The organism is Gordonia alkanivorans NBRC 16433 (genome assembly GCF_000225505.1).
Taxonomy (GTDB): Bacteria; Actinomycetota; Actinomycetes; order Mycobacteriales; family Mycobacteriaceae; genus Gordonia; species Gordonia alkanivorans.
In genome coordinates this window covers 55,746-75,181 of the sequence record NZ_BACI01000050.1, presented here as the reverse complement: position 1 = coordinate 75,181, position 19,436 = coordinate 55,746, and the positions used below count along the sequence as shown (strand labels likewise).

Annotated in this window: 18 protein-coding genes and 1 tRNA gene; 8 read left to right on the top strand and 11 right to left on the bottom strand. The window is 68.1% G+C overall.

Features of this window, described 5'->3' with window-relative positions; all coding sequences use genetic code 11:
• The first annotated feature begins 15 nt into the window (after positions 1 to 15).
• Entirely contained in the window at positions 16 to 369 is a 354-nt protein-coding gene (locus tag GOALK_RS08350; RefSeq protein WP_006358365.1) for a hypothetical protein, read from the top strand.
• Here the strand turns inward: GOALK_RS08350 and GOALK_RS08345 are convergent.
• The 3 genes from GOALK_RS08345 to GOALK_RS08335 all read right to left on the bottom strand — a co-directional run bounded on the left by GOALK_RS08345 (position 359) and on the right by GOALK_RS08335 (position 1,245).
• On the bottom strand, positions 359 to 616 hold the full coding sequence (locus GOALK_RS08345; protein WP_006358364.1) for a hypothetical protein: 258 nt from the start codon (positions 614 to 616) through the stop codon (positions 359 to 361). The genes GOALK_RS08350 and GOALK_RS08345 overlap by 11 nt on opposite strands.
• A 116-nt stretch (positions 617 to 732) precedes the next feature.
• Positions 733 to 807, bottom strand: a tRNA-Thr gene (locus GOALK_RS08340).
• Positions 808 to 858: 51 nt separating this feature from the next.
• On the bottom strand, positions 859 to 1,245 hold the full coding sequence (locus GOALK_RS08335; RefSeq protein ID WP_006358363.1) for a RidA family protein: 387 nt from the start codon (positions 1,243 to 1,245) through the stop codon (positions 859 to 861).
• Between the two features lie 166 nt (positions 1,246 to 1,411).
• Here GOALK_RS08335 and GOALK_RS08330 point away from each other — a divergent pair, with 166 nt between their 5' ends.
• The 4 genes from GOALK_RS08330 to otsB all read left to right on the top strand — a co-directional run bounded on the left by GOALK_RS08330 (position 1,412) and on the right by otsB (position 5,514).
• Positions 1,412 to 2,893 (top strand): threonine/serine exporter family protein, encoded by a 1,482-nt coding sequence (locus GOALK_RS08330; RefSeq protein ID WP_006358362.1) that lies wholly within the window; start codon positions 1,412 to 1,414, stop codon positions 2,891 to 2,893.
• A gap of 113 nt (positions 2,894 to 3,006) precedes the next feature.
• Positions 3,007 to 3,168: a hypothetical protein gene (locus GOALK_RS24025; RefSeq protein WP_005200235.1), complete on the top strand. Its 162-nt coding sequence runs from the start codon at positions 3,007 to 3,009 to the stop codon at positions 3,166 to 3,168.
• 4 nt (positions 3,169 to 3,172) lie between these two features.
• Positions 3,173 to 4,732, top strand: a complete 1,560-nt coding sequence (locus tag GOALK_RS08325; RefSeq protein ID WP_006358361.1) for an alpha,alpha-trehalose-phosphate synthase (UDP-forming) — start codon at positions 3,173 to 3,175, stop codon at positions 4,730 to 4,732.
• Positions 4,729 to 5,514, top strand: coding sequence for a trehalose-phosphatase (gene otsB, locus GOALK_RS08320; protein ID WP_006358360.1), 786 nt, complete (start codon positions 4,729 to 4,731; stop codon positions 5,512 to 5,514). Before GOALK_RS08325 ends, otsB begins: the two co-directional genes overlap by 4 nt.
• A 6-nt stretch (positions 5,515 to 5,520) precedes the next feature.
• Here otsB and GOALK_RS08315 read toward each other — a convergent pair whose 3' ends face one another.
• On the bottom strand, positions 5,521 to 6,330 hold the full coding sequence (locus GOALK_RS08315) for a transglutaminase-like domain-containing protein (RefSeq protein ID WP_006358359.1): 810 nt from the start codon (positions 6,328 to 6,330) through the stop codon (positions 5,521 to 5,523).
• A gap of 70 nt (positions 6,331 to 6,400) precedes the next feature.
• Positions 6,401 to 7,528, bottom strand: coding sequence for an ROK family transcriptional regulator (locus GOALK_RS08310; protein ID WP_040004072.1), 1,128 nt, complete (start codon positions 7,526 to 7,528; stop codon positions 6,401 to 6,403).
• A 91-nt stretch (positions 7,529 to 7,619) separates the two neighbouring features.
• Between GOALK_RS08310 and GOALK_RS08305 the strand changes: the two genes are divergently transcribed.
• Positions 7,620 to 8,396 (top strand): SDR family NAD(P)-dependent oxidoreductase, encoded by a 777-nt coding sequence (locus GOALK_RS08305; protein ID WP_006358357.1) that lies wholly within the window; start codon positions 7,620 to 7,622, stop codon positions 8,394 to 8,396.
• A 12-nt stretch (positions 8,397 to 8,408) separates the two neighbouring features.
• On the opposite strand, the gene GOALK_RS08300 is transcribed toward GOALK_RS08305, so the two are convergent.
• Positions 8,409 to 9,665, bottom strand: coding sequence for a L,D-transpeptidase (locus tag GOALK_RS08300; protein ID WP_040004071.1), 1,257 nt, complete (start codon positions 9,663 to 9,665; stop codon positions 8,409 to 8,411).
• 50 nt (positions 9,666 to 9,715) lie between these two features.
• A complete protein-coding gene (locus tag GOALK_RS08295; RefSeq protein ID WP_005200248.1) occupies positions 9,716 to 10,303 on the bottom strand; it encodes a helix-turn-helix domain-containing protein in 588 nt (195 codons plus the stop codon).
• A 48-nt stretch (positions 10,304 to 10,351) separates the two neighbouring features.
• Between GOALK_RS08295 and GOALK_RS24580 the strand changes: the two genes are divergently transcribed.
• Positions 10,352 to 12,130 carry an FAD-dependent oxidoreductase gene (locus GOALK_RS24580; RefSeq protein ID WP_306302396.1) on the top strand — a complete coding sequence of 593 codons (1,779 nt, stop codon included), beginning with the start codon at positions 10,352 to 10,354 and terminating at the stop codon, positions 12,128 to 12,130.
• On the opposite strand, the gene deoC is transcribed toward GOALK_RS24580, so the two are convergent.
• A complete protein-coding gene (gene deoC / locus GOALK_RS08280; RefSeq protein ID WP_006358354.1) occupies positions 12,095 to 12,841 on the bottom strand; it encodes a deoxyribose-phosphate aldolase in 747 nt (248 codons plus the stop codon). The genes GOALK_RS24580 and deoC overlap by 36 nt on opposite strands.
• On the opposite strand from deoC, the gene purU reads away from it, so the two are divergent.
• Positions 12,800 to 13,693 carry a formyltetrahydrofolate deformylase gene (purU, locus tag GOALK_RS08275; protein ID WP_006358353.1) on the top strand — a complete coding sequence of 298 codons (894 nt, stop codon included), beginning with the start codon at positions 12,800 to 12,802 and terminating at the stop codon, positions 13,691 to 13,693. The genes deoC and purU overlap by 42 nt on opposite strands.
• On the opposite strand, the gene GOALK_RS08270 is transcribed toward purU, so the two are convergent.
• The 3 genes from GOALK_RS08270 to GOALK_RS08260 form a co-directional block, all read right to left on the bottom strand.
• Positions 13,690 to 14,682 (bottom strand): alpha/beta hydrolase, encoded by a 993-nt coding sequence (locus GOALK_RS08270; protein ID WP_006358352.1) that lies wholly within the window; start codon positions 14,680 to 14,682, stop codon positions 13,690 to 13,692. The genes purU and GOALK_RS08270 overlap by 4 nt on opposite strands.
• 763 nt (positions 14,683 to 15,445) lie before the next feature.
• Positions 15,446 to 17,224, bottom strand: a complete 1,779-nt coding sequence (locus tag GOALK_RS08265) for an ABC transporter ATP-binding protein (RefSeq protein WP_006358350.1) — start codon at positions 17,222 to 17,224, stop codon at positions 15,446 to 15,448.
• Positions 17,217 to 18,980: an ABC transporter ATP-binding protein gene (locus GOALK_RS08260; RefSeq protein ID WP_040004070.1), complete on the bottom strand. Its 1,764-nt coding sequence runs from the start codon at positions 18,978 to 18,980 to the stop codon at positions 17,217 to 17,219. The genes GOALK_RS08265 and GOALK_RS08260 overlap by 8 nt, the downstream gene beginning before the upstream one ends.
• Positions 18,981 to 19,436 lie beyond the last annotated feature (456 nt).

Here is a 19,436-nt window from a genome sequence, read left to right as displayed (position 1 = left end):
GGGTAGAGTACGGCCATGGATGTACTACGCAACGTCGTAATTCTGCTGCACATCGTCGGCTTCGCTGTGACGTTCGGTGCCTGGTTCGCACAGGTGGTCGCCCGCGAGTTCCGCTTCACCCGGGCCATGGACTACGGCATCCTGCTCTCGCTGCTCACCGGCCTGGCACTGGCGGCACCGTGGCCCGCCGGAATCGATCTCAACTACCCGAAGATCGGCATCAAGCTGGTGATCCTGCTCGTGCTCGGCGCGATCCTGGGCATCGGCAGCGCCCGTCAGAAGCGCACCGGCGAACCGGTTCCGCGGGCGCTGTTCTGGACGGCCGGCGCCTTGTCGCTGCTCGCTGCCGGACTCGCCGTCATCTGGTGACCATCTCCAGGCGATAGACACACATCGTCGGTTCGGGCCGGACGGTGACCAGGTCGTGATTCGTCTTCTCGGCGGGACGGCCGAATGCGCCGACATGGGTGATGACCCGAAAGGACACCACCCGGTCGCCGTCCGGCGTGTGCGCGACGATCTGACCGATCGAGGATTCCTTGACCTCGGACCCGGCGCCCGAGTGCCGCAGCTGCTCGACCAGCCCCAGCAGGGCCACCGCCGCGACGAAACCCACCAGCCACCACCTCGTGCGGCGTCGGTGTCGGTGTCGCGCAGGCGGGCGGGGCCATCGACTCTCGGGTCCGGTGTGACCGTTCGTCATCTGGCTCCCACCGCGGGCCGGAGCCCTCGTGGAGCCCCCTGTCAGGATTGAACTGACGACCGCTCGCTTACAAGGCGAGTGCTCTACCACTGAGCTAAGGAGGCGTGCGTGCGCGAGTATATCCACCGCGCATGCGCCTGCCCCAGCGGACCCGGTCAGCCCGGGATCGCGGCGACCGCCTCGATCTCCACCAACTGGTCGTCGTAGGCGAGGACCGAGACACCGAGCAGACTGCCGGCCGGCTTGTGATCGCCGAAGGCCGCCGTCACCGCATCCCAGGCGACCACGAGGTCGGCCTGCAGGTGTTCGGCGACGAAGACGGTCACCTTGGCGACGTCGGACAGCGACGCACCGGCCTCCGCCAGTGCCACCTCCAGGTTCGCCATGCACTGCCGTGCCTGTTCGCTGACGTTCCCGGGGGCGACGGTGGCGCCCTGTTCGTCGATCGGCGCAGCGCCCGCGGTGAAGACGAGACTGCCGGGGGCCACTGTCGCGCTGCGGGTGTGACCGTCGAGGGGACCGTTGATCTGCACTGATGACATGCCGCGATCCTAGAGTGCGGTGGGGGCTCGCAGCGCTGCGTGGGACCGGCCGTGTCCGGGTAGTTCACATCTGAGATCGATTCGGTGCCAAGATCGAAGCGGCAGTCGACGATGTTCGACGACTCCCGACCGAACGCGAATGCTCGACTGACACAAGGAGGCATGCGTGCGCGAGTTCCTCGGCCGCGCGCTTCGTCGACTCACCGGAACCCGGCAGGCGACGATCGACACGATCGAGCCCGGCAGCATCATGGTGTCGCCGCGGAAGCCGATCGAACCGTTCGACGTCGCGGCGATCACCGAGGTCCTCGACCTCGCCACCAAGATCGGCGCCGTGTTGCTCGACTCGGGGACCGGCGCGATCGACACGCAGACCCAGATCAAGTTCGTCGCAGGTGTTTACGGTCTCGAGGACGTGGACGTCGACGTCACCTACAACACGATCGTCGTCAGCTCGCGACGCGGCGCGACGCTTCCGCCGATCACCACGATGGAGCAGGTCTACTACCGCTCGATGGACTTCACCCGACTCGCCCAGGTGGATCGGCTCGTCCGGCGCATCCGCGACTCCGGCATCACGCCGTCGACCGCTCACCGCATGGTCGACGAGATCATCACCGCCCCACACCCGTACCCGCACTGGGTCGCGACGGTGGCGTGGGGCGCGATGGCGTCGGGCATCTCCGTCCTGCTCGGCGGTCAGTACCTGGTCGCCGCGCTGGCCTTCGTCACCACGGTCGCGATCGTCCTGGTCAACCGGAACCTCAACCGGATCGGTACGCCCGTCTTCTTCCAGCAGCTCTCCGGCGGATTCATCGCCGTCGTCCCCGCGGCCCTCGTCTTCGGCGCGGCCGAGAGACTCGGTGTGGAGATCGCACCCTCGCAGGTCATCGCCGCGGGCATCGTCGTCCTGCTCTCGGGGCTGTCGCTCGTCGGTTCGGTGCAGGACGCCATCACCGGCGCTCCGATCACCGGCGTCGCCCGGTTCTTCGAACTCCTGCTCATGACCGGCGGCATCATCGCCGGCGTCGGTATCGCCATCCGACTGCTCGAGGCGGGCGGCATCTTCCTGCCCACGATCACCACCTCGACCAGCTTCGAGGCGGTCGAGTTGCCGGTCCGAGTGGCCGCGGGCGCCTTCGCCGCCTGCGCCTACGCGCTGGCCAGTTACGCCGAGACCCGCGCGCTCGGCGTCGCCTTCCTCGGCGGCCTGATCGGCACCGCGGTCGCGGCGTCGGCGACCTTCACCTCGATCGGCGACGTCATCGCCAACGGTTTCGCCGCGGCCTTCGTCGGCCTGGTCGGTGGCCTCCTGGCCCGTCGTGCGCTGACGCCGCCGCTCGTCGTCGCGGTCGCGGGCATCACCCCGCTGCTCCCGGGTCTCGCGGTCTACCGCGGTCTGTACGGCATCCTCAGCGAACAGACGCTCAGCGGCTTCACCTGGATCGCGAACGCCCTCGCCATCGGCTGCGCGCTCGCCGCCGGCGTCACCCTCGGTGAGTTCGTCGCCCGGTCGCTGCGCCGCCCCCAACTCCCGCCACGACCCGACTGGAGTCTGCGGCGCCGCCTCCTCGCCCAGCGCGAGGCCCGCGAGGGCCGAACGGTCCGTCAGAACCGTCGGTGGCCGCCCCCACCGCGGCGGTTCTGAGCACCCCCGCGACCCGGGTAGAATGGCGAATCGGGCGCGCCACCCATCGGCCGCTCCAGCCCGCACCGCTTCGAGCCACACCGCGACACCGCACGCACGACGAGGGGACTCACATGCCCGCGAAGACCACCGACATCGCCGACGAAGAACTGGAACCGGTAGCCGACGAGACCGCCAATTCGGCGCGCCGCGTCGTGGCCGCCTACGCCACCGACGCCGACGAGTGCCGGATGCTGCTCGCAATGCTGGGGATCGCACCGGGCGAGAACGCCTGATCCGGTGACGCCGCGACCGGCTGGAACCGGGACCGCCCCCATCCGTGACAACGAGTCCGGGGAGTGGCCGAACCGGGCTGCTCCGCACGACGGCGCAGAGTTCGTCGTCGTCGCCAACCGTCTCCCCGTCGACAAGGAGATCCTGCCCGACGGCACGATCAACTGGAAGCGGAGTCCCGGCGGTCTCGTGACCGCCCTCGAGCCGATCCTGCGCGCCAACACCGGCGCCTGGGTCGGTTGGTCTGGCATCCCCGATTCCGACGACAATCCCCCGGACATCGAGGGCATCGACATCCACGCGGTGCCGCTGTCCACCCAGGAGATCGCCGAGTACTACGAGGGCTTCTCCAACGCCACCCTGTGGCCGCTCTATCACGACGTGATCGTCAAACCCGAGTACCACCGCGAATGGTGGAACACCTACGTCGAGGTGAACCGGCGGTTCGCCGAGGCCGCGTCACGGGCGGCCGGCGAAGGTGCTGTCGTGTGGGTGCAGGACTATCAGCTGCAGCTGGTCCCCAAAATGCTGCGCATGCTGCGGCCTGATGTGAAGATCGGCTTCTTCCTGCACATTCCGTTCCCGCCGGTGGAACTGTTCATGCAGATGCCGTGGCGCACCGAGATCGTCGAAGGTCTCCTGGGCGCCGACCTGATCGGTTTCCATCTCCCCGGCGGCGCACAGAACTTCCTCTTCCTCGCCCGCCGGCTGGCCGGCCAGGCCACCAGCAAGGGCACCGTCGGCGTCCGCTCCCGTTTCGGCGTGGTGCAGGTCGGCTTCCGCACGGTGCGCGTGGGCGCGTTCCCCATCTCGATCGACTCCGGTGAACTCGCAGCGTTGGCCAAGACCAAGAAGATCCGGGATCGGGCCGCCGCGATCCGCCGCGAACTCGGCAATCCCAAGACGATCATGCTCGGCGTCGACCGCCTCGACTACACCAAGGGCATCGACGTCCGGCTCAAGGCGATCTCGGAGCTACTGGCCGAGGAACGGCTCGATCCGTCCGAGACGGTGATGATCCAGCTCGCCACGCCCAGCCGGGAACGCGTCGAGAGTTACAAGCAGATGCGTGCCGGCATCGAGCAGCTGGTCGGCAACATCAACGGCAACTACAGCCACACGGTGAGCCGCCCGGTCGTGCAGTATCTGCACCGGCCGGTGCCACGCGACGAACTGATCGCCTTCTTCGTCGCCGCGGACGTCATGCTGGTGACACCGCTGCGCGACGGTATGAACCTCGTGGCCAAGGAGTACGTCGCCTGCCGCAGCGATCTCGGCGGCGCTCTGGTACTCAGCGAGTTCACCGGTGCCGCAGCCGAACTGCGTTCGGCGTATCAGGCCAACCCGTACGATCTCGACGGGGTCAAGGACGCCATCGCGGCCGCGGTGAACCAGAGCCAACACGAGGGACGCCGCCGTATGCGGGCGCTGCGCCGCCAGGTGCTCGCCCACGACGTCGACAAGTGGGCCCGCAGCTTCCTCGGCACGCTCGGGGAGAACTCGGAGACCGAGCTGGAACCGAACCGTGGTGTGCACCTGGTCACCGACTCCCTCGACGACGCATGAGTGACACCGGGATTCCCGCGGACCTGCGTGCGGCCCTCACCGCGGCCGCACGCGCTCGCCGGTTGCTCGTCGCATCCGATTACGACGGATGCGTGGCGCCGATCGTGTCGCGCCCGGAGGACGCGGTCCCGAACCCGGCGTCGATCACCGCACTCGAGTCGGCCGCAGCACTGGCCGACACCGAGGTCGCGGTCATCTCCGGTCGTGAAATCGCCGTCCTCGCAAGCCTTTCCGGCCTGGGTGTACCGGTGACGCTGGTCGGGAGTCACGGCAGCGAGTTCGACACCGGGTTCGCGGTCGAGGTGACCGACGCCGCGCGCTCCCTGCTCGTCCGGCTCATCGACGAACTGCGTGACATCTCAGCACGTTTCCCGGGTTCGACGGTCGAGACCAAACCGGCGAGCACCGTGCTGCACGTGCGCAATGCGGATCCCGACGACGCCGCGACGGCACTCGAATGCGCACGATCGGGCCCCGGCTCCTGGGACGGCGTGCATTCCACCGAGGGCAAGTGCGTGCTCGAACTCGCGGTCATCGAGACCAGCAAGGGGCATGCGCTCGACGTCCTGCGGGAGCGGCTCGACTGCGACGTCGTCATCTACGTCGGCGACGACGTGACCGACGAGAAGGCCTTCGCGCACCTGCGGCCCGAGGCCGGCGACATCGGCATCAAGGTCGGCGAGGGTGCCACCGCAGCCGGATTCCGCATCGAGGACACCGACGACGTCGCCGCGGTCTTCGACTACGTGGCCACCGAGCGCCGAGCCGCGCTCGACGCCTGAACCGGTTCAGCCGATCATGACCCGGGTGGTCGCGTCGTCGTAGGGCAGGTCACCGCGAACAGTCGCGGTCACCGCGTAGTTGTTGAGCGTGATCGTGCCGCGGTGGTTGTCGAGGAACGCGGTGTCCGCGGCGTCGCGCCCGGTGGCGATCCGCACGAGCGATTGCCGCGGCGCCAGACGCGTCGCGTCGACGACCACCCACTCGTCGTCGATGATCGCCTCGGCGACGGCGTGGAAGTCCATCGGGGAGCACCCCGGCGCGTACACGGCGACGAGCCGGGCGGGGATGTTCAGCGCCCGCAGGAGCGCCACGACGAGGTGCGCATAGTCGCGGCACACACCTGCCCCGGCGAGCAGGGTGTCGACGGCACCGTCGATGGGATCGCTCGCCCCGGGGATGTAGTTGAGCCGCTGCTGGACGAAGGCCACCACCTGGTTGAGGAGTTCCTCCTCGGGCAGCGACAGATTGAACTGGCCGGCCACGAATCCGAAGAACTTGTCGCACTCGGCGTATCGGCTGGGGCGCAGGTATCGCGACCGGTCGGTGCTCTCCACCGGGATCGGGTCCGCGGGGGTGAGGATCTCGGCGGTGTAGTCGATCGTCAGCAGTCCGCGATCGAGTTGCATCCGGTGGATGCGCGACGCGTGTTCGGCGACGAGCTCCTCCACGGCGACCGGACTGCCGTCCAGCTCGATCTTGAGTTCCTCCTGCAGTTGCAGGCCGGGCAGCTTCGCCACCGTGATCTGCATCTCGAGTTCGGTCGGGTCGTCGATGCTCACCTCGAGTCGGGCGGACACATCGCGGGGCAGGGTCATGTCCCCCACCGTAGGGGATGAATTCCCGCACGGCACATACGGCGGTGCCGCACGCGAACGGTCCGCCGATTCAGAGTGTGGCGACGGCGGCGATCGGATCGGCGTAGATGACGCTGAGCGCGACCACGACCGCGGCGCTCTCCTGAACGTGCACACCGAATCTCGACGGCGCGATCTCCAGCGGCCGGTCGAGCGTCGACGCCTCGTCGAACGCCGCCTGCACCGGCGCAAGCCCGTGCGGGTGCGCCGAGAACGCGTCGCCGGCGACGACGATGGTGTCCGGGTTGATCACGTCGCGGATCATCGCGACTGCCTCCCCGAGGACCCGTGCGCGTTCGTCGACGATGCGCGACGAGTCCGGATCGATGCCGAGGCGGTGGGCTGCCGCCTGTGCGGCGTCGTCGCCGATGACGTTCTGCAGCCGCACCCGGGTGTGTCCCGGGGCGAGCACCGGCGCGGACACGGGCAGGTGCGCGATGGTCCCGGCCCCGCGCTCGGGGACGTGGACCCGGCCTTCGAGAGTCATTGCCATACCGGCGGTCTCGCGGGCGTAGAAGAAGAGTCCGGTTCCGGATGCGTCCCGCGATCCGGCCAGCAACAGTTCCGCGGCGGCCATCGCCTCGACGTGTTCACACACCGACACGGGGGTGTCGAGACGCGCCGCAAGCGTTTCGCCCACCGGGAGTTGGTGCCAGCCGAGGACGCGGTGATCCACCACACCCGTCTCCGCGTCGACCGCACCGCCGAGCGCCACCCCGCCCCACAGCAGACGACGTCCGCCGAATCGGCCGGCGAGCTCGGCGAGCCGCGCGCACAGTTGCTCGATCGCCTCCTGCTGATCACCCGACGGGGTGAGCACGGCATGGCTGTGCAGGGTGCGTCCACCGAGATCGGCGATGACCAGGACCGAGCGCCGCGCACCGATGTGCAGTCCCGCGACACACAGCGAGTCCCGGTCGATGGTCAGCGGATTCTTGGGCCTGCCAATGGTTTTCGGTCCCGCGAGATCGGGACGCTCGGCGACGAGTCCGTGGGCGGCGAGGGCATGGACCTGGCGGTTGATCGTCGCGGCGGACAGCCCGGTCGTCGAGGCGAGCTGATCCCTGGTCACCGGCCCACCGATCCGGATCGCGTGCAATACCGCGGCCGCCGGAGTGGACGTCAGTTGCAGCGCCGCCGGGATCACTCCCCCACGCATGGGACGAATGTAGCAGTGCGCGTGCACACACGGGCGCGGCGTCGTGCGGTGTCGTGAGGGCCGGGTCGCGACCTGGTCGTAAGGTGGGCCCATGAGCCCTGACACCAGCACCGGAGCCACCGCACAGACCTCGGACCAGCGACCGATCGCCGTCGTCACCGGAGCGAGTTCCGGCATCGGCGCCGCGACGGCCCGTCAGCTGGCGAAGCAGGGGTACCACGTGGTGCTCGGCGCACGTCGGGTCGACCGCGTCGAGGCGCTCGCCGCCGAGATCGGTGGAACCGGTAAGCAGCTCGACGTCACGGACGAGGCTTCGGTCGCGGCGTTCGTCGAGGGCCTCGACCGGGTCCACGTCCTCGTGAACAACGCCGGCGGAGCCAAGGGCCTCGACCCGGTGTCTAACGCGAACCTCGACGACTGGCGCTGGATGTGGGAGACCAACGTCCTGGGCAGCCTGCGGATCACCAAGGCACTCATCCCCGCGCTCATCGCATCCGGTGACGGGCTGATCGTCGCCATCACCTCGATCGCCGCCCTCGAGGCCTACGACAACGGCGCCGGTTACACCTCGGCCAAGCACGCCCAGGCGGTCACCCATCGCACCCTGCGCTACGAACTTCTCGGCCAGCCGGTGCGTCTCACCGAGATCTGCCCGGGCATGGTCGAGACCGACTTCTCGCTCGTGCGGTTCGAGGGCGACAAGGACCGCGCCGACGCCGTCTACCAGGGCCTCACCCCACTGACCGCGGACGACGTCGCCGAGGTCGTCGGATTCGTCGCCTCCCGCCCGCCGCACGTGAACCTCGACCAGATCGTCCTCATGCCTCGTGATCAGGCGTCGGCACGACGAAACATCAAGACCGGCTAGCGCGCTCGCGGTTCAGCGAGGTGCGGGAACGTTGGAGGTCGGGGCGCCGCTGGGCGTCGCCGGCACCGACGACTCCGTCACCTCGCCCTCGATGGCCGACATGCCCTGCCAGGCCTCCCAGTCGAAGATCCAGTCGTAGATGTCACCGTCGGCCTCCGACAACGGGATTCGCGTACCCGAGACCTCGACCGGGTCGCCGTAGACGGCCACCCGGAAGTAGCGTTCGGCGTCGGCCTCCGACAGGTTGATGCACCCGTTGGTGACGTTCGCCGTGCCCTGGACATTGACCGTCTCGGGGTTGGCGTGGATGAACTCGCCGTTGTTGGAGATGCGCACGGCCCAGCGTTCCCGGATGTTGAAGTAACCGGCGGCCGGGTTGCTCATGAAGAACTCGTCGTACTTCTCGGTGACCACGTGGATGCCGGAACGGGTCACGTTGCGGTCGAGATCGCCGCCGCCGTAGCTGCAGGGCAACGACATCAGCTCGGCGCCGTCACGGAGTACGACGATGCGGTGCGAGGACTCCACGGCCTGCACGACCTGCGCTCGGCCGATCGAGAAGTCACTCGTCACGTCGGCGGCCCCATAGGCACCGCCACCGTGATCGAGGCCGTACAGCTTCGCGTCCATGTGCACCTTGGTGCCGGGCGCCCAGTACTCGCGGGGTCGCCAGTGGACGCGTGAACCGTTGTCCTCGCCGAGCCACGCCCACGATCCCTCGGTGGGCGGCGTGGTCGTGACGGTGAGGGCCCGCTCCACCGCTTCCTTGTCCTCGACGGTCCCGTTGAACTTCAGGATGATCGGCGCGGCGATGCCGACCTCCTGGCCGTCGCCGATGTTGACGACGACGTTCAGCTGACTCGACGGTTCGAGGGTGGTGAAGCTCCCGGCGACCGGCACGGTCTTGCCGTCGATCCCGAGAGCCGTTCCGCTCCAGGTGTATTCGGTGCCGTATCCCAGGGGTTCGGCGATGGTGTAGCTCGTCCGGTCCTCCGACAATCGCCCGTTCACCACCCGCCCACGGGGGTTCGTCAGCTTCACGTCCGGGTTGAGCGTGCCGCCCTCGGCCTGCACGCCGATCTCGGCGATCGGACTGGGCGCCTCACCGTCGAGCGGAGGGGTGAAGGTCAGTTGGACCTTCGGCTCGGCAGGTTTGTCGTCGCCCGGGCCGGAACCGGAACCCGTACACGCCGCGATCGCGACCCCGAGTACGCCGACCCCGGCCGCGGCGAGCACAGCACGTCGGTTCACCGGGGCCTGAGAAGTCATCACCCGAACAAGCCTACCGATCTGCGGTTGTCGTTCGCGGAGCTGACGACTCACGGTTGCGGATCGTCGGCGGCGGTCGTCGCGGACGGCATGTGGGCGCGCTCGCCCGCGTGGTCCATGATCGACAGCACCTCGGCCGGGCCGTCGTGAGCGCAGATCGCATGCGGGATCATGGTCGAGAATTCCGCCGCATCCCCCTCCGGGACGATGATCGCGCGGTCGCCGAGCAGGAGCCGCACCGTCCCGGAAAGCACCGTGAACCATTCCCGACCGGGGTGAACCCGCAGGTCCCCGAGCGGTTGTTCACGCTCGAAGCGCATCTTCGCGACCGTCACCCCCTGCGGGCTGTTCTCCCGGGACAGCAGCCATATCGTCATCCCCTCGGCGGTGTGCGGCTGGGGACGGATCACGACGTCGGTGTCATCGGCGGGTTCCACGAGCTGATCCAGTGTCGTTCCCAGCGCCCGTGCGATCGGGACCAGCTGGTCCAGCGCGACCCGGCGGTGACCGGTCTCGATACGGCTCAGCGTCGACGGGGAGAGGTAGCACCGCGCGGCCAACGCATCGAGGGTCCAGCCCTTGGCCAGCCGGAGACCACGAATGCGCTGCCGGACCACCGCGTCGAGTTCTTGCGTCATAGGCAAGAATATATGCCCATCGAGCATGGGTGCGCTACCGTCGACGCCATGACCCACTCGCATTCCCGCTCCCATGGACACGACCATGACCACGACCACTTGGCGTCGGCGCTCGACCTCGATGCCGAACTCCTCGGCAGCTACATCGACGACGCGGCCACCGTGATCACCCGACATCTCGGACGGGCACCGCAACGGATCGTCGACCTCGGCGCAGGAACCGGCACCGGCACCGAGGCCCTCGCCCGCCGGTTCGGTGCAACCCACCTCATCGCGGTCGACAGCTCCGCGGAGATGATCACTCGCGTCGGCGAACGGGCCCGCGCCGGCGGATTCGAGTCGCGAACCACCACCGTGGTGGCCGACCTCGACGACGGTCTGCCACCGCTGCACTCCCCCGACGTCATCTGGGCCGCGTTGTCGCTGCACCATGTCGCCGACCCCGCGGCTCTCCTGCGCGAGGCCGCGTCCGCGCTCGCTCCGGGCGGCGTCGTCGCGATCGTCGAGATGGACGGCCTCCCTCGCTTCGCGCCCGATGCCGACTCGGCCCTGGGCACGCTCGAGGACCGCTGCCACCAGGCCGCGGCCGGTGCCGGATGGGAGGCGCTCGCCGACTGGACCGAAACCCTCGGCGAGGCAGGCTTCGACGTCGTCCACCGCGACACGATCCGCATCGCACGCACCGGACCCAACGAGACCATCGCCCGGTACGCGGTCCACTGGTTCAGCCAGTTCCGGCACCGGCTGGCCGATGTGCTCTCCGATTCGGATGTGGCACTTCTCGATTCCCTCATTGACCCCGATGATCCCGCGTCGCTGCATCGACGCGCCGATCTCACCCTGACCGCCGGACGCCGGCTGTGGATCGCCCGGCCGGCCACCGATCACGACGTCGCCGTCGTCGGCGGCGGCGCCGCGGGGTTGAGCGCCGCGACGACACTTGCCCGTTCACTGCGTTCGGTCGTCGTCATCGACGGCGGTGAACCGCGCAACGCACCGGCCGAGGGCGCACACAACGTGCTCGGTCAGGAGGGCATCTCCCCACTCGAGTTGCTGTCACGGGGACGCGACGAGGTCCGCGGCTACGGCGGCGAAGTCCGCTCCGGCACCGTCGTCGACGCCCGCCGGGAGGACGATCGGTTCACCCTGACCCTGGCGTCGGGCGGCACGGTCCGGGCGCGACGTCTCCTGCTCGCGACGGGCCTCGTCGACGAACTGCCCGAGATCCCCGGCGTCGCCGAACTCTGGGGACGCGACGCGCTGCACTGTCCGTACTGTCACGGCTACGAGGCCCGCGGTTCGCGCGTCGTGGTGCTGGCGACGAGCCCGATGTCGGCCCATCAGGCACTGTTGTTCGCGCAACTCTCCGGCGACGTCACCCTGGTCGCGCATGCCGGGGATGCCATTGTCGCCGAGGACCGCGCGAACCTGGCCGCCGCCGGGGTGTCCGTCATCGACGAGACCGTCGAGCGGGTCCGCACCCGCGACGACGCCGGTACAGCTCGTCTCGACGGAGTCGAGCTCTCCAACGGCACGGTCCTGCAGGCCGATGCCGTCGTCGTCGCACCGAGATTCCTGGTGCGCGGAGACCTCTACGAGCGCCTCGGCGGCACGCTGTCGCAGACCCCGATGGGCGGCGTCATCGAGACCGGGCCGATGGGCGCGACCGCGGTTCCGGGCGTCTGGGCGGCGGGGAACAACACCACGCTCAACGCGGTGGTCACCGTCGCGATGGGCGAAGGGGTCTCGGCGGGCGCGGCGATCAACGCCGACCTCGTGATGGCCGACGTGCTACTCGGGAAAGCCGTCGAGCACAGTCGCCGATGACGACAGGCCCAGCCGCGTCGCGCCGGCCGCGATGAGTTCGGCGGCGAACCCGGCCGTCCGGATGCCGCCGCTCGCCTTCACCCCGACGCGGTCGCCGACCGCGGCGCGCATCAGCCGCACCGCCTCGACGCTCGCGCCACCTGCGGGATGAAAACCGGTCGACGTCTTCACCATTCCCGCGCCGGCCTGCTCGGCACGGCGGCACACCTCGGTGACCGTGTCCGGACCGGCGATCTGCAGGAGCGCTGCCGACTCGATGATCACCTTGAGCAGTGTCGAATCCCCGACCGCCTCACGCACGGTCAGGACGTCGGCGAACACCTCGTCGTATCGGCCGTCGACCGCGGCGCCGACGTCGATCACCATGTCGACCTCATGCGCCCCGGAATCCACCGCCAGCCGGGCCTCGGCGGCCTTGACCAGCGAGTGGTGCTTGCCCGAGGGAAAACCGGCGACCACGCAGGTCCGCTGCTCACCGGTGTCGATCGGGAGCATCGACGGCGACAGGCACACCGCGAACACGCCGAGACGGGCGGCCTCGGCGACGGTGGCCTCCGCGTCGGCACGGGTGGCCTCGGGCTTCAGAAGTGTGTGGTCGATGATGGCGGCGACGTCGCTACGCCGCAGGTCCGTGTTCGTCACATCGACGAGCTTGGCACACTGAGGGGCGTGACAAGCGGACAGCTGACCCCGACCGACCAGACCGAGCATCGCTATGTGCTGACGCTCGGCTGCCCCGACCGCACGGGCATCGTCGCCCGCATCTCGACCTTCCTGACCGATGTCGGGGGCTGGATCACCGAGGCCGCGTACCACTCCGACGACGACACCGGCTGGTTCTTCACCCGGCAGGCGATCCGCGCCGACGAGGTGTCGTTCACCGCGGATGAACTCCGCGCACGCTTCGCCGCGGAGGTCGCCGCCGAGCTCGGCCCCGAGACCGAGTGGCGCCTCACCGACACCCGTGACACCAAGTCCGTGGTGCTGCTGGTGAGCAAGGAAACCCACTGCCTCATCGACCTTCTGGGTCGTGCGCATCGCGGCGAGCTACCGGCGACCATCCGGGCCGTTGTCGGCAACCATCCCCAACTCGAAGAGCTGGCAACGCGTTTCGAGATCCCGTTCCACCACGTCCCGTTCGGTGAGCGCAAGGCCGAGGCCTTCGCCGAACTCGCCCGGATCGTCGACGGTTATCGGCCCGACGCCGTGGTCCTCGCGCGGTTCATGCAGATCCTGCCGCCGCAACTGTGCGACGCCTGGGCCGGCCGCGCGATCAACATCCACCACAGCTTCCTGCCGAGCTTCATCGGGGCCCGCCCGTACCACCAGGCATTCGCCCGGGGCGTCAAGCTGATCGGCGCGACGTGCCACTACGTCACCGCCGATCTCGACGCCGGACCCATCATCGAACAGGACGTGATCCGGGTCGATCACAGCGACTCGGTGACCGACATGGTGCGTCAGGGACGCGACATCGAGACGCTGGTCCTGTCCCGCGGACTGCGCTGGCACCTCGAGGACCGCGTCTTGGTACACGGCCGGAAGACCGTGATCTTCAACTAGTTCAGCGCCCGCTCGTAGAACGACCACGAGCGGTGCAGCTGGTCCTGCCAGTAGCCCCAGGAGTGGGTGCCGGTGGGCGGCAGGTCGACCGTCGCCGGGATGTTCAACTGCTGCAGCCGGTTCACCAGCTGCAGGGTGCAGGTCATGGTGCCGCCCTCGATGGCGCCACCGACCAGGATCTGATCGGCGAGGGTGTCGGTCTTTTTCACGTACGCCGGGTTGTCGTACTGCCCGGGCAGGCCGGTCGCATTGGAGATGTACAGCTTGGTGCCACGCAGCTTGTGGGCGTTGATGACCGGATCGTGCTTACGCCAGCCGGGTCCGTTGTACGGGCCCCACATGTTCCTGGCGTCGCCGCCGCCGCGGACCTCGACGACCAGCCGGATGCTGTTCTGGCCGAACGGGTCGGCGGTGGTCGGGCAGCCGCTGTAGGAACCGACTGCCTCGTAAAGACCCGGATGCTCGATCGCGAGGTTCAGGACCGAGGTTCCCGACGAGGAGATGCCACCGATCGCGTTGCGCCCGGAGGTGTTGAAGTTCGCGTCGAAGACCGGAGGCAGTTCCTTGCCCAGGAACGTCGACCACTTGTGGACGCCGAGCTCGGGGTCGGGCTTCTCCCAGTCGGTGTAGTAGCTGAACTGCCCCTGGTTGGGGATGACGACGTAGAGGTTCTTGTTCTTGGTGAACTCGACGATGTCGGTCTTCGCCAGCCAGTTGGCGCCGTCCTCGCCGCCGCCCGCGCCGTTGAGGAGATAGAGGACCCCACGTGGCTTGGACTCGTCGGCCGGCTTGATCACCGTCAGCGGGATGTCTTTGTTCATCGCATCGGAATGCACGACGATGTCGGTGACCCGTTCGGTGGGCGAACCCGCGGTCACGAGACTCGGCGCCGCGGCTGCCATGCCGGCGGTGCCGGTGGCCGACAGCGTGAGCCCGATGCCCAGAGCGACCGCGATCACGGCGCCGCACCTGCGCAGACGCTGGTTCATGCATTCCTCCTCGTCGAGTCCCCGATAGGCCCCGGGGCGGGCGTGGGTCCTGTCAGATGGACCGTATCGTGTCGGGCTGCCGGGCGGACACGCACCGCGGATCATTCAACCGCCCGGACTCCCCGCTGACGACTGTTCGGCCCCGTTCAACACGAATCGCCTCACAGCCGGGGCCGTGAGGCGATTCGAAAAGACTGGTCGGACTACTCCGGCGTGTCGGAACCGCTCTCGAGCGAGCCGGTGAACACACCGAGGATCGCTTCGGTGATCGCGTCGGTGACGGCACCTTCGATTGCATCGCCAATTCCAAAGCTCATGGGAACTCCTTCGTTCGTGGGGGAAAGATTCGATGTGAGCGCCTGCTCCCACCTGTGCGGCGGCTCGAGACAGAGATTACATATCCGTCTCGACAATGTCTCCATTATTCCCGGGGACTTGTCACGAATACTTCTTTCGCCATCGACCGATGTCACAAAAGTCCAGCTCACACCACTGCGTTAATACGAACAATGGAATTCAGTGGGACGATCGTCCATCAAACCCGCGAAAACAATGGCCATTAGCAACGTTGATGCAACGTTTCGGTGGCGTATCGACTCAAAATCGCGCCAAACCTCCGTCACCGTAACTTTCCGATCGGTAGGTTTCGATTCCATACTCCATCGGTAAGTGGGTCAAGCGCTTGTTCAAATGGGACGAATACGCCAATGCGTTTCACGAAACGGATTGTTATGCACGCAAAAGGACCCTGACCTGTGGCGATTCATTCGGCACGCGATGCCGAATCGACGCCGCATCGTCGCGCATAGACCCCGCCGGCGCTGATCAGCTCATCGTGCGTTCCCGATTCGACGATCTTCCCCTCCTCGAGAACGACAATCTGGTCCGCGAGCGCGGCCGTGGCCATCCGGTGGGTGATCAGCAGCGTCGTCGTATCGGCGCGCAGACGTTGCAGCGCCCGCTGCACGAGCAGCTCGGTGCGGGGGTCGGCGGCGCTGGTCGCCTCGTCGAGGATGAGGATGCGGGGCGATGCCGCGATGGCCCGGGCTACGGTGACGAGCTGTTTCTCCCCCGCGCTGAGGTTCTCCGATTCCTGGCCGATGACGGTGTCGATGCCCTGGGGCAGCGTCGCGACGATCTGGTCGAGATGTCCGTCGTGGACCGCACGGTCCACCGCGTCGTCGTCGGACATCCCGTAGGCGATGTTCTCGCGGACGGTCCCGGTGAACAGCCATGGCTCCTGGGTCACGACCGCCATTCCGTCGCGCACCCGTTGCGGGCCGAGGTCGACGGCATCGTCACCGTCGATGGTGATCGAACCGCCGGTCGGACGGTAGAAGCCCTGCAGCAGGTTGGTGATGGTCGTCTTGCCCGCGCCGGTCGAGCCGACGATCGCCGTCGTCGTACCCGGCTCCATCCGGAAACTCACGGAGCCGAGCACCGGCATGCTCTCCTCGTAGGCGAAGGCGACGTCGTCGAACACGATCTCCGGCGGTCGACGATGACGCCCAGCCTGGTCCGGCCCCACCTCGCCGGTCTCCGACGCGCCGTCCTCCAGCTCGTCGAGCACCTCGCGCACCTTGCCCGCCGACACCGTGCCCGACTGCACCTTGGTCACGAAACCAGCGAGTTCACGTACCGCCGAGGACAGCTGCTGGGCGAAGATCACGGCCACCTGGGCGGCACCGAGACTCAGGGTTCCGTCGACGACCATGAGGCCGCCGAGGACCGCCAGGGTCAGGAACACCACGGCGTTGATCGCAGTGAGGACCGGCGCGAGTGTGCCGGCGGCCCACTGGGAGGAACGCGTCGAACCGAAGAGCTTCTCGTTGAGGGCGTCGAACCGACGCCGGGCGATGGGTTCGGCGTTGTACGCCTGCAGCATGCGGCGCGTGCTCAGCTCTTCCTCGAGGTGCCCGGTGAGGGCGGCCGTGGTGGTCCACCGGGTCTCGAGGAACGGTCGTGCCCGCCGCGCGATGACGACCGACACCGCTGCCGACACCGGCGCGGCGACAAGCGCGACGGTCGCCAACAGCGGCGAGACGACGAACAGCACGACGGTGACCACGAAAAGGGTCAGCACGTTGGTGGGCACGGTGACCAGCACCGGAGCGATCACGGTGGCGGCATTGTCGGTGTGCGCGGTGAGCTTGCTGACGAGCACGCCACGGTTGTTCGACTCGAAGTAGCGCAGCGGGAGCCGATGGACCTTGTCCTCGATGCGCGCGCGCAACCCCGCCACCGACCGCTGCACCGCGATGGTCAACATCTGCCCCTGGGTGAACGCGAGGCAGGCGACCGCCACATAGATCGCCGCCTGCACGCCGAGCACTGTCCAGAGTCGCCGCCAGTCCATGCCTTCCGCGCCCATCGTCCCGTCGACGATCACGTTCGTGACCACACCGAACAGGATCGGTCCGACGACCGCGCCCAGCGACGCCACGATCGCGCACAGCGAGATCGCGACGGCGCGACCCCGACTCAGGTGGAGTTGCCGCATCAGCCATCGCAGTGAACCGTCGCGCCGGTTCGTATCAGGCATCGGTCACCGCCTGGGCGTAGGCGATCTCGCGGTAGATCTCACTGTCGGTGCGCAGGGTCTCGTCGGTGCCGACGGCGACGAGACGGCCGTCCTCCAGCACGCCGATGGCGTCGGCATGCCGGACCGACGAGACCCGCTGGGCCGCGATCAGCACCGTTGCCTCCGGGTGGGCTCGTCGCAGATTGGCGATGACCTCGCGCTCGGTGTCGACGTCGAGGGCGCTGAAGGGATCGTCGAGCACGTACAGCGCGGGACGTCGGAGGACGGCGCGGGCCAGCGCCAGGCGCTGTCGCTGGCCTCCCGAGAAGTTGCGGCCCTCCTGCGCGACGCGAGCGTCGAGCCCCTCGGGCCGCGCCTCGACGAAGTCACGGGCCGCGGCCACCTCGAGCGCTTTCCACAGTTGTTCGTCCGTGGCGTCGGGACGACCGATCCGCAGGTTGTCGGCGATCGTGCCGGTCACCAGCGCTGCACCCTGCCCGACGAACGCGGTCCGCGCACGTACCCACGCCGGCGCCAGGCCGGTCACGTCCGTGCCATCCCACCGGACGACGCCCGAGTCGGGGTCGGCGAAGCGCAACGGCAACGACAGCAATGTCGACTTCCCGCTGCCGGTACCGCCGAGGAGTCCGGTGACCGTGCCGGCGGCGCACGTCAGCGAGACGGCGTCGACCGCGGGGGCGTCCGCGCCGGGAAAGCCGACGGAGACGGAGCTGAAGACCACCGCGGGTGCAGACGACGTCACGCCGGCTTCGGCGTCGCCGGGTTCGAGGACCTCGGTGTCGAGGACCTCGGCGATGCGGCCCGCGCTGGTGACCGCGCGTGGGATGACACCGGCGATCACGGTCAACAACGACACGGCGAGCAGGATCTGGCTGAGGTATCCGACCGCGGCCGTGATCTGACCGATCTGCATCTGGCCTCGGTCCACGAAGGTCGCACCCACCGCGACCACCGCGACCCCCGCGAAGTTGGATACCACGGTCACGGTCGGGAGCAGGAGAACCTGCGTCCGTCCCAACCTCAGAGCGACGCCGGTGAGTTCGTCGTTTTCGGTCGCGAAGCGAGCGCGCTCGCGGTCCTCCTGCCGAAACGTCCTGATCACGGCTATGCCCCGCAGCTGTTCGCGAAGCACCCGATTGATGGCGTCGAGCCGACCCTGCAGTCGCCCGGCCCATGGGACGATGCGCCGCACGAGCACCCCGACCAGCGCGACGAGGACCAGCCCGGCCACGAAGATCACCGGGGCCATCCGCCACGCCTGCGACAGGGAGAGCACCAGCGCACCGAACAGCATGAGCGGCGCGGTCACGACGATCGTAAGGAAGATGAAGAGGAACCCCTGGATCTGTCCGACGTCCCCGGTGGATCGGGTCAACAGGCTGGACAGGCCCAGCCGGGAGACCTGCTGATCGGTGAACCTGCCGATCCGGCCGTTGACCCGGCCGCGCAGATCGCGTGCAGACCTCGCCGAGAGGTGCGACGCGAGGTAAGTCGCCCCGAGCGAGACCGCGAGGTTGATCACCGCCACTGCGACCATGACGAGTCCCACGACCTTGATGGTCCCCACGTCGCCGCGCAGGATTCCGTCATCGATGATCGCGGCGTTCAGCGCCGGCTGGGCCAGCGAGGTGAACACGCTCGCGAGTTGGAAGACAACGAATCCCGCGAACACCCGGGGAGAGGCAATCAGTCCGGTGCCGACGAGGCCGAGAAGGGCTCGCACCTCGTATCTGCTCATCGAGGGGGCTACGGGCATTGGGCGAGACTACTCCGACCAGTTCGATGAGCGGGGAAACAGGTCTGTATGCACAACGGGATTCCCAAGGATCGGTTCATCCACGTGTCAGTAGTGTGCTGATATTGCCATGTGAACGAGCACGACTCGATTTCGAACACGCGCCTGTTGACCGCCGACGAACGTGCAGAAGCGCTCGACCTGCTGGAAACCGGCTTATGGGAAGTGCCGATGTATCGATGGCTTCTCGGCCCGAGTGCCGAATCCGACGCGTACAGGTGGTTCGGCGAAGTGCTTTTCGCCGACCACCTACCCGGTTTGCATGGCCGGTTCTCCGAGACCGGTGACTTACTGGGTTTGGTCGCCACGGCCGAGCCGAACCACTCGACACAGCCGGTGGATCAGGACTTGACGGCTCGCACACGCCATTTCGTCACAACCCTCGACGGATTCGTCGAGCGATTCACCGAGCTTCGC

Bases quoted from the DNA above. Each gene is read 5' to 3' on its own strand.
- otsB (WP_006358360.1), top strand. From the start codon at position 4,729: ATGAGTGACACCGGGATTCCCGCGGACCTGCGTGCGGCCCTCACCGCG.
- GOALK_RS08310 (WP_040004072.1), bottom strand. From the start codon at position 7,528: ATGCGTGGGGGAGTGATCCCGGCGGCGCTGCAACTGACGTCCACTCCG.
- GOALK_RS08315 (WP_006358359.1), bottom strand. From the start codon at position 6,330: ATGACCCTGCCCCGCGATGTGTCCGCCCGACTCGAGGTGAGCATCGAC.
- GOALK_RS08300 (WP_040004071.1), bottom strand. From the start codon at position 9,665: ATGACTTCTCAGGCCCCGGTGAACCGACGTGCTGTGCTCGCCGCGGCC.
- GOALK_RS08295 (WP_005200248.1), bottom strand. From the start codon at position 10,303: ATGACGCAAGAACTCGACGCGGTGGTCCGGCAGCGCATTCGTGGTCTC.
- GOALK_RS24025 (WP_005200235.1), top strand. From the start codon at position 3,007: ATGCCCGCGAAGACCACCGACATCGCCGACGAAGAACTGGAACCGGTA.
- GOALK_RS08270 (WP_006358352.1), bottom strand. From the start codon at position 14,682: ATGAACCAGCGTCTGCGCAGGTGCGGCGCCGTGATCGCGGTCGCTCTG.
- GOALK_RS08265 (WP_006358350.1), bottom strand. From the start codon at position 17,224: ATGCCTGATACGAACCGGCGCGACGGTTCACTGCGATGGCTGATGCGG.
- GOALK_RS08305 (WP_006358357.1), top strand. From the start codon at position 7,620: ATGAGCCCTGACACCAGCACCGGAGCCACCGCACAGACCTCGGACCAG.
- GOALK_RS08335 (WP_006358363.1), bottom strand. From the start codon at position 1,245: ATGTCATCAGTGCAGATCAACGGTCCCCTCGACGGTCACACCCGCAGC.
- GOALK_RS08350 (WP_006358365.1), top strand. From the start codon at position 16: ATGGATGTACTACGCAACGTCGTAATTCTGCTGCACATCGTCGGCTTC.
- GOALK_RS08260 (WP_040004070.1), bottom strand. From the start codon at position 18,980: ATGCCCGTAGCCCCCTCGATGAGCAGATACGAGGTGCGAGCCCTTCTC.
- GOALK_RS24580 (WP_306302396.1), top strand. From the start codon at position 10,352: ATGACCCACTCGCATTCCCGCTCCCATGGACACGACCATGACCACGAC.
- deoC (WP_006358354.1), bottom strand. From the start codon at position 12,841: ATGCTCGGTCTGGTCGGTCGGGGTCAGCTGTCCGCTTGTCACGCCCCT.